The sequence below is a fragment of the Achromobacter sp. 1011791174 genome, assembly GCF_059760925.1.
In genome coordinates, this window is the sequence record NZ_JCBANH010000138.1 from 1 (window position 1) to 11916 (window position 11916).

At 67.5% G+C, this 11916-nt stretch carries 9 protein-coding genes and 2 pseudogenes; 10 read left to right on the forward strand and 1 reads right to left on the reverse strand.

What is annotated here, in order from left to right; all coding sequences use genetic code 11:
* Positions 1-87 (forward strand): annotated as a pseudogene (locus AC6LJ5_RS28525) (succinyl-CoA--3-ketoacid-CoA transferase); the annotation flags it as partial.
* Positions 88-157: 70 nt separating this feature from the next.
* Here the strand turns inward: AC6LJ5_RS28525 and AC6LJ5_RS28530 are convergent.
* Positions 158-616 carry a GNAT family N-acetyltransferase gene (locus AC6LJ5_RS28530; protein ID WP_498142271.1) on the reverse strand — a complete coding sequence of 153 codons (459 nt, stop codon included), beginning with the start codon at positions 614-616 and terminating at the stop codon, positions 158-160.
* 234 nt (positions 617-850) lie between these two features.
* Between AC6LJ5_RS28530 and AC6LJ5_RS28535 the strand changes: the two genes are divergently transcribed.
* The 9 genes and pseudogenes from AC6LJ5_RS28535 to AC6LJ5_RS28575 all read left to right on the forward strand — a co-directional run bounded on the left by AC6LJ5_RS28535 (position 851) and on the right by AC6LJ5_RS28575 (position 11845).
* Positions 851-1726 (forward strand): MurR/RpiR family transcriptional regulator, encoded by an 876-nt coding sequence (locus tag AC6LJ5_RS28535; RefSeq protein ID WP_103273178.1) that lies wholly within the window; start codon positions 851-853, stop codon positions 1724-1726.
* Complete coding sequence (locus tag AC6LJ5_RS28540) at positions 1723-2703, forward strand: isoaspartyl peptidase/L-asparaginase family protein (protein ID WP_498142272.1); 981 nt, start codon at positions 1723-1725, stop codon at positions 2701-2703. The genes AC6LJ5_RS28535 and AC6LJ5_RS28540 overlap by 4 nt, the downstream gene beginning before the upstream one ends.
* A 107-nt stretch (positions 2704-2810) precedes the next feature.
* The gene (locus AC6LJ5_RS28545) at positions 2811-4697 is read left to right on the forward strand and encodes a dipeptide ABC transporter ATP-binding protein (RefSeq protein ID WP_103273180.1); all 1887 of its coding nucleotides are present in this window, start codon (positions 2811-2813) and stop codon (positions 4695-4697) included.
* A gap of 81 nt (positions 4698-4778) precedes the next feature.
* Positions 4779-6332 (forward strand): glutathione ABC transporter substrate-binding protein GsiB, encoded by a 1554-nt coding sequence (gsiB, locus tag AC6LJ5_RS28550; protein ID WP_498142273.1) that lies wholly within the window; start codon positions 4779-4781, stop codon positions 6330-6332.
* A gap of 91 nt (positions 6333-6423) precedes the next feature.
* Complete coding sequence (gsiC, locus tag AC6LJ5_RS28555) at positions 6424-7344, forward strand: glutathione ABC transporter permease GsiC (RefSeq protein WP_103273182.1); 921 nt, start codon at positions 6424-6426, stop codon at positions 7342-7344.
* Positions 7345-7351: 7 nt separating this feature from the next.
* Positions 7352-8251, forward strand: coding sequence for a glutathione ABC transporter permease GsiD (gsiD, locus tag AC6LJ5_RS28560; protein WP_498142274.1), 900 nt, complete (start codon positions 7352-7354; stop codon positions 8249-8251).
* A gap of 3 nt (positions 8252-8254) precedes the next feature.
* Positions 8255-9202 (forward strand): annotated as a pseudogene (locus AC6LJ5_RS28565) (P1 family peptidase); the annotation flags it as partial.
* 20 nt (positions 9203-9222) lie between these two features.
* Positions 9223-10041: a M55 family metallopeptidase gene (locus AC6LJ5_RS28570; protein ID WP_103273185.1), complete on the forward strand. Its 819-nt coding sequence runs from the start codon at positions 9223-9225 to the stop codon at positions 10039-10041.
* Positions 10042-10054: 13 nt separating this feature from the next.
* On the forward strand, positions 10055-11845 hold the full coding sequence (locus AC6LJ5_RS28575; RefSeq protein WP_498142275.1) for an aminopeptidase P family protein: 1791 nt from the start codon (positions 10055-10057) through the stop codon (positions 11843-11845).
* The last annotated feature ends 71 nt before the right edge of the window (positions 11846-11916 follow it).

An 11916-nucleotide genomic window follows, 5' to 3' on the forward strand; every position in this document is an offset into this window, starting at 1 on the left:
AAGCTGCTGGAAGTGGCGCCGGGCGTGACGGTCCAGGAGATCCAGTCCAAGACGCTGGCCAGGCTGGATGTGTCGGCGGTGAAGTGATAAGCGCCGCCGTGTGTTAGTGGAAGAAAGCCCGCTCTCGCGGGCTTTCTTCATTGTTGGCCCGGTAGGATCAGGCCGGCTCATCCAGCAGCATCCCGATGTGCGGGATGTTGTCTTCCATGTATTCCTCGGTCACGGCCTTGAAGCCGTGCGCGCCGTAGTAGCGCTGCAGGTGCGCCTGCGCGCTCAGGTAGATGGGCTGGCCCGGCCAGACGCGGCGGATTTCCTCCTTGGCGCGGCGCACCAGCTCATGGCCCAGGCCCGCGCCGCGCGCCGAGGGCGCGGTGACGACCCGGCCGATCACGGCCCGGCCTTCGTTGCGGGCCGGTTCCAGCAGCCGGCAGTAGGCGACCAGCGCGCCATTGTTCCAGGCCATCAGGTGCTGCGTCTGGCCTTGCAGGTCCTGACCGTCCATGTCCAGGTAGGGGCAGTTCTGCTCCATGACGAACACCACCGAGCGCAACGTCAGCAGCGCGTAGAGTTCGGCGGTGGTCAGGTCGGCGTGGGGCTTGCAGGTCCAGGCGGGCATGGGGGAATTCCAGGGTGGAGAGCGGCGGCGAATGCCGTCCGGGGTTCGGGCGTGGCCGCCGCGAGGGGAGCCGCGTTAGCGTACCGCAGACCGCCCCCGATTTTCGGCGGCTTGTTACAAGTAATCACGGGTATACCCCTAGTATGAAAATCTATTTTCTTATCTAAAATTTATCTGTAAACGAATTTACATAATTTTCTGCCACGTTTTCCGCGCCATTCCGCTCGCTTCCCCATGAACAAAGCCGTACTCACGATCGCTGATCGGATCGCCCGGGCCCAGCCCGCGCTGAGCCGCACCCAGCACAAGATGGCCGAGTACGTGCTGGCGCACCAGTTCCGCGTCGCCACCATGACGATCGACGAATTCGCCGCGGCGGTGGGCGTGTCGGTGGCCACGGCCAACCGTTTCGCGCGGGCGCTGGAACTGCCGGGCTACCCGCAGTTCCGCGCCGAGCTGGCGCGCGGTTTCGAGGCCGCGCTGGAACCCGTGGAAAAGCTGCGCACCGAGCTGGCGCATTCGGCCAGCGCGGTGCAGATCTTCGCCGCCACGCTGGAAGAAGACATCCGCAACGCCCAGCGCAACCTGCAAGGATTGGACGCCGAGGCCTGCGAGCAGGCCGTCGACATCATCCTGGGCGCCGACCGCGTCTTCATCATCGGTTTCGGCGCCAGCGGCTTCCTGGCCGGCATGCTGCAACGCGGCCTGTGCATGCACCTGCACTCGGTCGAGTCGCTCGCCGGCCCCGGCGGCGTATCCCACGCCGCCCGCCAGATGTCGCGCATGACCAGCAAGGATCTGGTCATCGCCATCGCCTTCCCGCGCTACCTGGCCGACACGGTCACGCTGGCCAATGCGGCCAAGCAGGCCGGCGTGCCGGTGCTGGTGCTGACCGACAAGCCCACGTCGCCGCTGGCGCCCGCCGCGTCCGTGGTGCTGTACGCGGTGTCGACGCGCCAGCTGATACCCAATTCCGAGACCGCGGCGCTGGGGCTGATCGAAGCCCTGTCGGCCGCCGTGGCCTATCGCGCCAAGAATTCCGTCGCGGCCGCGGCCGGGGTGACCCAGTCCGTGATGCCGTGGCTCATACATGGAGTAGGTAAACGATGATTCAACCCGTGATCGCCATTCACGGCGGCGCCGGCGCGATGTCCCGCGCGGCCATGTCCCCGGAGAAAGAACAGGAGTACCTGGGCGCGCTGAAGTCCATCGTGCAAGCCGGCCAGGCCGTGCTGGCCGCCGGCGGCAGCGCCCTGGACGCGGTCACCGAGGCCGTGCGCCTGCTGGAGGACTGCCCGCTGTTCAACGCCGGCCACGGTTCGGTCTTCACCAGCGCCGCGACGCACGAGCTGGACGCCGCCATCATGGACGGCGCCACGCTGCGCTCGGGCGCCATCGCCAACGTGCACCGCGTGCGCAACCCGATCTTCGCGGCGCGCAAGGTCATGGAGAACAGCAAGCACGTGTTCTTCGTGGGCGAGGGCGCCGAGGACTTCGCCCGCCAGGAAGGGCTGGAGCTGGTTGACCCGTCCTATTTCTCGACCGAAGCCCGCCGCGAGCAGCTGCTGCGCGTGCAGCGCGAGACGCCCGAGGCCGCCGTGCTGGACCATGACGGCCAGGCCATGGTGGCGCGCGGCCAGCCCGCGCCGGCCGACCCGCTGGACGCCGACAAGAAGTTCGGCACGGTGGGCGCGGTGGCGGTCGATGCCCAGGGCAACCTGGCCGCGGCCACGTCCACCGGCGGCATCACCAACAAGCAGATCGGCCGCGTCGGCGACGCTCCGCTGATCGGCGCCGGCACCTATGCCAGCAACAAGACCTGCGCCGTGTCGGCCACCGGCACCGGCGAGATGTTCATCCGCATGGTTGCCGCCTATGACGTGGCGGCGCAGATGGAATACGCCGGCGCCAGCCTGGCGCAGGCCGCCGACAGCGTCGTGATGGACAAGCTGCCGACGATCGAAGGCAAGGGCGGCCTGGTGGCCGTGGACGCGCAGGGCAACGTGGCCCTGCCGTTCAACACCGAAGGCATGTACCGCGGTTATGGCCGGGTGGGCGAAGAGCCCGTCGTGGCCATCTACCGCTAAGGCGCGCAGCGCCCCCCGTGGGGGCGGCAGGCTCGCGCAGGGCTTTTTACACCGCCGTCCGGCCAAGCCGGGCGGCGGAATTTTCGAGTTTTGGGGATTGAAGAAAGATGGTTGATCGCGCTAACAGCCTGGCGATGCCGGATAACCGCGTGGTCCAGGTCGACGACCTGACGGTGCGCTTCGTCGGCTCGGAGCGCACGGTCGAAGCCGTGCGCAACCTGTCCTTCCACGTGGACCGGGGCGAGACCCTGGCCATCGTGGGCGAGTCCGGTTCCGGCAAGTCGGTGACCTCGCTGGCGCTGATGCGCCTGGTCGAGCACGGCGGCGGCCGCATCGCCCAGGGCAACATGGCGCTGCGCCGGCGCAACGGCACGGTGGTCGATCTGGTCAATTCCAGCCAGCGCGTCATGCGCAATGTGCGCGGCGCGGACATGGCCATGATCTTCCAGGAACCCATGACCTCGCTGAACCCGGTGTTCACCGCCGGGGACCAGATCGCCGAATCGATCCGCCAGCACCAGGGCAAGGATGCCGCCGCCGCGCGCGCCGAGGCGCTGCGCATGCTGGAACAGGTGCGCATTCCCGAGGCCAAGTCGGTGCTGGATCGCTTCCCGCATCAGCTGTCCGGCGGCATGCGCCAGCGCGTCATGATCGCCATGGCGCTGGCCTGCAAGCCGGCGCTGCTGATCGCCGACGAGCCGACCACCGCGCTGGACGTGACCATTCAGGCCCAGATCCTGCAACTGATTCGCCAGCTGCAGGAAGAAATGCACATGGGCGTGGTGTTCATCACCCACGACATGGGTGTGGTGGCCGAAGTGGCCGACCGCGTGCTGGTCATGTATCGCGGCGACAAGGTCGAGGAAGGCCCGTCCGAACGCGTGTTCGCCGATCCCCGTCACGCCTACACCCGCGCGCTGCTGTCCGCGGTGCCCAAGCTGGGCGCCATGCAGGGCACCGACCTGCCGGCCCGCTTTCCGCTGCTGCAGGTGGACGGCAAGGCCCAGCCCGTGGCCGAGCCCGCCGCCGCGAGCACCCAGGAAGTGCCGGCCGCGCGCAGGGAACCGATCCTCAGCGTGCGCGACCTGGTCACGCGCTTCGATCTGCGCGGCGGCATCATGAGCCGCGTGCAGCGCCGCGTGCATGCCGTCGAGAAGGTCAGCTTCGACCTGTACCCCGGCGAGACGCTGTCGCTGGTGGGCGAGTCGGGTTGCGGCAAGTCCACCACCGGCCGTTCGCTGCTGCGCCTGGTCGAAAGCCAGGGCGGCGAGATCCGCTTCGGCGGCCGCGACATCGTGCGCCTGAAGAACAGCGAGCTGCAATCGCTGCGCCGCGACATCCAGTTCGTGTTCCAGGATCCCTTCGCCTCGCTCGATCCGCGCGTCACGGTCGGCTTCTCGATCATGGAGCCGCTGCTGGTGCACGGCGTGTCCAAGGGCAAGGAGGCCGAACGCCGTGTCGCCGAACTGCTCGAGCGCGTCGGCCTGCCGCCAGAGGTGGCGCAGCGCTATCCGCACGAATTTTCCGGCGGCCAGCGCCAGCGCGTCTGCATCGCGCGCGCCCTGGCCCTGAATCCCAAGGTCGTGATCGCCGACGAATCGGTGTCGGCGCTGGACGTGTCGATCCAGGCGCAGATCGTGAACCTGCTGATCGACCTGCAGCGCGACATGGGCATCGCCTTCCTGTTCATCTCGCACGACATGGCCGTGGTCGAGCGCGTCAGCCACCGCGTGGCGGTGATGTACCTGGGCCAGATCGTCGAGATCGGCCCGCGCCGCGAGATTTTCGAGAACCCGCAGCACCCGTACACCAAGAAGCTGATGTCGGCCGTGCCGATCGCCGATCCGGCGCGCCGCCACATGAAGCGCACCTTGTTGTCCGATGAAATTCCCAGCCCGATCCGCAAGCTCGGCGACGAGCCGGTGGTGCAGCCGCTGGTGCAGGTAGGCAAGGACCACTTCGTCGCCCGCCACCCCGTTGGCGGCGCGTACTGAGCGGCCGCGCCGTGCAGTTGTGCCATATCTGAAGTTTCTTCCAACAAACCCCATAGCTTCCTCACGGAACCAGGAGTTGCAATGATGAAAGTTTTGCGCCCCACCAAGCTGATGGCCGCCGCCGCGGTGGCTTTCGGCATGCTCAGTTCGCCGCTGGCGCACGCTTCCAAGGACGTGACGTTTGCCGTCGCCATCGCCCTGGAAACGCTCGATCCGTACAACACCAACAGCACCCTGAACCAGGCGGCCGGCAAGGCCTACTACGAAGGCCTGTTCGAGTTCGACAAGGACCTGAAGGTCCAGAAGGTGCTGGCCACCGACTACACCGTCAGCGAAGACGGCCTGGTCTACACGTTCAAGCTGCGCGAAGGCGTCAAGTTCCATGACGGCACCGACTTCAACGCCGAAGCCGTCAAGATCAACTTCGACCGCCCGGCCAACCCGGACAACCGCCTGTCGCGCTACATCCAGTTCAGCGTCATCGAGAAGACCGAAGTGGTGGATCCGCTGACGATCAAGATCACGCTGAAGAAGCCGTTCTCGGCCTTCATCAACGCGCTGGCCCACCCGGCCGCCATGATGATCTCGCCGGCCGCGCTGGCCAAGTACGGCAAGGAAATCGGCTTCCACCCGGTGGGCACCGGCCCGTTCGAATTCGTCGAATGGAAGCCGGCCGAATACCTGAAGGTCAAGAAGTTCGACGGTTACTGGAAGAAGGGCTACCCGAAGGTCGACACGCTGACCTTCCGCACCGTCACCGACAACAACACGCGCGCCGCCGTGGTCCAGACCGGCGAGGCTCAGTTCGCCTTCCCGGTGCCGTTCGAGCAGGCCGCCGTGCTGAAGAAGAACGACAAGCTGGACGTGATCGATCACCAGAACTCGATCATGACCCGCTACCTGTCGATGAACGTGCAGCAAAAGCCGTTCGACAACCCCAAGGTGCGCGAAGCCATCAACTACGCCATCAACAAGGAAGCGCTGGCCAAGGTCGCGTTCTCGGGCTACGCCTCCGTGGTCGAAGGCGTGGTGCCGCAGGGCGTGGACTACGCCTACAAGACCGGCGCCTGGCCGCATGACATCAAGAAGGCCAAGGCCCTGCTGGCCGAAGCCGGCTACCCCAACGGCTTCGAAAGCACGCTGTGGTCGGCCTACAACGACGGCACGTCGGTCAAGGCGGTCCAGTTCCTGCAGCAGCAGCTGGCCCAGGTCGGCATCAAGGTGTCGGTGGAAGTGCTGGAATCCGGCCAGCGCGTGCAGCGCGTGCAGCAGGTGCAGAAGCCCGAGGAAGCCAAGGTCCGCATGTACTACGCCGGCTGGTCCTCGTCGACCGGCGAGGCCGATTGGGGCCTGCGTCCGCTGCTGACCACGCCGGCTTTCCCGCCCGTGCTCAACAACGTGTCGTACTACTCGAACAAGGCGGTTGACGACGGCGTGCAGCAAGCGCTGGCCACGACCGATCGCGCCAAGAAGACCGAGATCTACAAGAACGTTCAGGAAACCATCTGGAAGGACGCCCCGTGGGCCTTCCTGGTGACCCAGAACAACCTGTACGTCCGTTCGAAGAACCTGTCGGGCGTGTACGTGGAACCGGACACCTCGTTCTGGTTCGGCGACATCGACCTGAAGCAGTAAACCTTGCAGTAACCCCCGGGGCCGCAAGGCCCCACAGTTAGGCCGCATGCGGCGGGAACATGACGTTCCCGCCGCTGTCGCAGGAATTTCAATGCTGACCTACATCGTCAAACGTCTTTTGGGCATGATCCCCACGCTGCTGCTGGTGGCCGTGGTCGTGTTCCTGTTTGTGCACATGCTTCCGGGCGACCCGGCGCGACTGGCCGCGGGCCAGGAGGCCGACCAGCAGACCGTCGAACTCGTGCGTAAGGAACTCGGGCTGGATCTGCCCCTGCCGCAGCAGTTCGTGCGCTACTTCAGCCACATGCTGCAAGGCGACCTGGGTACCTCGCTGCGTACCAAGCGCCCCGTCTCGACAGAAATCGCCGACCGCTTCATGCCCACGCTGTGGCTGACGATCGCCAGCATGGTCTGGTCCGTCGCCTTCGGCATGATCATCGGCATCGTCTCGGCCGTCTGGCGCAACCGCTGGCCCGACCGCCTCGGCATGACGCTGGCCGTGTCCGGCATCTCGTTCCCCGCCTTCGCGCTGGGCATGATGCTGATGCAGATCTTCTCGGTGAACCTGGGCTGGCTGCCGACCGTCGGCGCCTCGACCTGGCAACACTACATCCTGCCGTCCATCACGCTGGGCGCGGCGGTGGCCGCCGTGATGGCGCGCTTCACCCGCGCGTCCTTCGTCGAAGTGGTGCAGGAAGACTTCGTGCGCACCGCGCGCGCCAAGGGCCTGACCGAGCGCCGCGTGATCATCAAGCACGCGCTGCGCAACGCGCTGATTCCGGTGGTCACGATGATGGGCCTGCAGTTCGGCTTCCTGCTGGGCGGCTCCATCGTGGTCGAGACCGTGTTCAACTGGCCCGGCCTGGGCCGGCTGCTGGTCGACGCCGTCACCCAGCGCGACTATCCGGTGATCCAGGGCCTGGTGCTGCTGTTCTCGCTGGAATTCATCCTGATCAACCTGATTGTCGACGTGCTCTACGGCGTCATCAATCCCAGCATCCGTTACAAGTGAGGCGGCCATGAGCAATACGACATCCGCCACTACCATCGCCGCCGCTTCCCAGAACGACGTGCGCACGCCCGCCACAGAGTTCTGGCGCAAATTCAAGAAGCAGAAGCTGGCCGTCGGCGCCGGCATCTTCGTCCTGCTGCTGGTCGTGGTGGCGATCTTCGCCCCCTGGATCGTGCCGTTCGACGCCGAGAACTTCTTCGACTACGACGCGCTCAACGCCGGCCCCTCGCTGACCCACTGGCTGGGCGTGGACTCGCTGGGCCGCGACATCTTCAGCCGCATCGTGATGGGCGCCCGCATCTCGCTGGCCGCCGGCTTCCTGTCCGTCTTCATGGGCGCCATCGTCGGCACCTTCATGGGCCTGATGGCGGGCTACTACGAAGGCTGGTGGGAACGCATCACCATGCGCGTCTCGGACGTGCTGCTGGCCTTCCCCGGCATGCTGCTGGCCATCGGCGTGGTCGCCATCCTGGGCTCCAGCATGGTCAACGTGATCGTGGCCGTGGCCGTGTTCAGCGTGCCGGCCTTCGCCCGCCTGGTGCGCGGCAACACGCTGTCGATCAAGCAGATGACCTACGTCGAAGCGGTCAAGAGCGTGGGCGCGTCCGACTGGACCATCATCATGCGCCACATCCTGCCCGGCACGATCTCGCCGATCGTGGTGTACGGCACGATGCGTATCGGCACCTCGATCATCACCGCGGCCAGCCTGTCGTTCCTGGGCATGGGCGCCTCGCCTCCCACGCCCGAGTGGGGCGCGATGCTGAACGAGGCCCGCGCCGACATGGTGATCGCGCCGCACGTGGCCATCTTCCCGGCGCTGGCGATCTTCCTGACCGTGCTGGCGTTCAACCTGCTGGGCGACGGCCTGCGCGACGCGCTCGATCCCAAGATCGACCGCAAGTAATCCCACGCCGGCGACCCGTTCGTGGACAAGACGCCCGCAGCCGCCACCGTGCTCAACGGCTTCGGCAAGAGCACGGGGCTGGTGCAGGTGCAGGAGCTGGGCGTGCTGGAAACGCCCATCGCGCTGACCAACACCTTCGGCGTGGGCACCGTGGCCAACGCGCAGATCCGCGCCGCCGTGGCAGCCAATCCCGCCATTGGCCGCGAGCTGTCCACGGTCAATCCGCTGGTGTTCGAGTGCAACGACGGCTACCTGAATGACATCCAGGCCATGGCGGTGCAGGAAGCGCACTACGCCCAGGCGCTGGCCGCGGCCGGCAAGCGGATGGCGCAGGGCGCGGTCGGCGCCGGGCGCGGCATGTCCTGCTTTTCGTTCAAGGGCGGCATCGGCTCGGCCTCGCGCCTGGCCGAGGTCCAGCCCGGCCAACGCTACACCGTGGGCGCGCTGGTGCTGGCCAACTTCGGCCGCCTGCCCAACCTGACCGTGGCCGGCCGTCCGTTCGGCCGCCGGCTGTCGCAACAGCTCGACGCCAGCCTGGCGCAGGCCGGCGAGAACGCCGTGATCACGCCGGAGAAGGGCTCGATCATACTGCTGCTGGCCACCGACGCGCCGCTGGACGCGCGCCAGCTGCGCCGCCTGTCGCTGCGCGCCGGCGCCGGCCTGGCCCGCACCGGCTCGGTGTTCGGCCATGGCAGCGGCGACATCGCGCTGGCCTTTTCCACCGCCTACACCGTGCCGCAGCTGGCCGACCGGCCGATGCCGGCGATCGCCATGCTGCACGAAACCCGCATCGACCCGCTGTTCGAGGCGGCGGCGCAGGCCTGCGAGCAGGCCATCATTGCCGCGCTCTGGCGCGCTGACAGCGTGACCGGCCGCGATGGCCATCGCCGCGCCAGCATCCGCGAAGCCGCGCCGCAATGGCAACAATGGCTCGCTGATTCCGCATTCTGAACATCCCTAGGACTGACTCCATGAAGATCCTGATCTCCACCGATATCGAAGGCGTCGCCGGCGTCTTCCATTCCGAGCAAGTGCGCGCCGGCAACGGCGAATACGAGCGCGCCCGCGCCTGGATGACCGCCGAGGCCAACGCCGCCGTGCAGGGCGCCATCGCCGGCGGCGCCGAGGACATTCTGGTCAACGATTCGCACGGCGGTTTCCGCAATCTGCTGCCCGACGGCCTGGATGAGCGCGCCCGCCTGGTGCTGGGCAAGCCGCGCTACCTGGGCATGATGGGCGGGCTGGAAGAGGGCTGCGACGCGGTCTTCATGATCGGCTACCACTCGCGTTCGCAGGGGCGTGGCATCCTGGCCCACACCATCAACAGCTTCGCCTTCGCTCGCGTGTTCATCAACGGCATGGAGCTGGGTGAGGCCGGCCTGTATGGCGCGCTGGCCGGCGAGATGGGCGTGCCCGTGATCCTGGCGACCGGCGACGACGTCTTCATCAGCGAAACCTCGGACCTGTTCCCCGGCGCGCAATGGGTGCAGACCAAGGTGGCGCACGGGCAGGGCAGCGGCGTCACGCTGTCGCCGGCGGCCTCGCGCCGCGCCATCGCGGCCGCCGCCGAGACGGCCGTGCGCAACCTGAAAAAGGCGGTTCCTTTCCGCATCCCCGCGCCTATAGAATGCCGGTTGCAGACGCAGAGCCCGGCGCTGGCCGACCTGTTCTGCATGTGGCCCACGCTGGAGCGCGTGGACGGCGTGACCCTGACGTTCACCACGGACAGCATGCAGTCGGCCGTCCGCACGCTGAACAGCCTGGCCGCCATGTCTTTCATGTTGCGTTGAGGATCCCTTTCCCATGTCCAGTACCGATGCCCGTATCGCCCTGCTGCGGCAGGCCATGAGCCGCCGCGGCCTGTCCGCCTACATCGTGCCGTCCTCGGACCCGCACCTGTCCGAATACCTGCCGGCGCGCTGGCAGGGGCGGCGCTGGCTGTCGGGCTTCACGGGCTCGGTGGGCACGCTGGTGGTCACGGCCGATTTCGCCGGCCTGTGGGTCGACAGCCGCTACTGGGTGCAGGCCGAGGCGCAGCTGGCCGGCACCGGCGTGCAGCTGATGAAGATCGCGCTGGCCACCACGCCCGGCCATGTGGATTGGCTGGCCGCCAACACGCGGGCGGGTCAGCGCATCGGCGTGGACGGACAGGTGCTGGGCCTGGCGGCTTTCCGCGCCTTGTCGGCCGCCGCCGCCGCGTCGGGCGCCTCGCTGGAGATCGGCGCCGACCTGCTGGACGACATCTGGGAAGGCCGCGCCGGCCTGCCGGACGCACGCATCTACGAACACGTCGCGCCGCAGGCCTGCGTCAGCCGCGCCGACAAGCTGGCGCAGGTGCGCGAGGCCATGCGCAAGCATGGCGCCGACGCGCATTTCATCAGCACGCTCGACGACATCGCCTGGCTCTTCAACCTGCGCGGCGCCGACGTGGACTACAACCCGGTGTTCGTCGGCCATGCGCTGGTCGGCCTGGACTACGCCACGCTGTTCGTGGCCGAAGGCAAGGTGGACGAGACCTTGCGCGCCGTCCTGGCCGCGGACGGCGTGGACGTCGCTGGCTATGCCCAGGCCGCCGAGGCGCTGGGCTCGCTGGAGCTGGACCAGACCCTGCTGATCGACCCGGCCCGCGTCACCTGCGGCGTGTTCCACGCCATGAATCCGGACGTGCCGCGCGTCGAGGCGATCAATCCGTCCACGCTGCTGAAGTCGCGCAAGACCGAGGCCGAACTGGCCAATGTGCGCCAGGCCATGGAACAGGACGGCGCGGCGCTGTGCGAGTTCTTCGCCTGGTTCGAAGGCGCGCTGGGCAAGGAACGCATCACCGAGCTGACCATCGACGAACAGATCACCGCGGCCCGCGCGCGCCGGCCCGGCTATGTCTGTTCCAGCTTCGCCACCATCGCCGGCTTCAACGCCAACGGCGCCATGCCGCATTACCGCGCCACCGCCGAATCGCACGCCGTGATCGAAGGCGATGGCCTGCTGCTGATCGACTCGGGCGGCCAGTATCTGGGCGGCACCACCGACATCACCCGCGTGGTCGCGGTGGGCGCGCCCAGCGCCGACCAGAAGGTCGACTTCACGCTGGTGCTCAAGGGCATGATCGCGCTGTCGCGCGCGTCCTTCCCGCGCGGCACCCCGTCGCCCATGCTGGACGCCATCGCGCGCGCGCCGATCTGGGAAGGCGGCGCCGAGTACGGCCACGGCACGGGTCACGGCGTGGGCTATTTCCTGAACGTGCACGAAGGCCCGCAGGTGATTTCGTACCGCGCGGCTCCCGGCCCGCACACGGCGATGGAGCCGGGCATGATCACCTCCAACGAACCGGGCATCTACCGTCCGGGCCGCTGGGGCGTGCGCATCGAGAACCTGGTGGCCAACCGCAGCTGGCTGACCTCGGAACTGGGCGAGTTCCTGTGCTTCGAGACGCTGACGCTGTGCCCGATCGATACGCGCTGCATCGAGCCTTCGCTGTTGCGCGACGACGAGCGCGCCTGGCTCAACGACTATCACAAGACGGTGTTCGAGCGCCTGTCGCCGCTGGTCGAGGGCGATGCCCTGGCGTGGCTGACGCTGCGCTGTAAAGAGGTGTGACCCAAAGGGGTAGCCCACCCCCGAAGCGCCTGCGGCGCTTCCCACCTGGGCGGCCCCCCTCAAGGGGGCGC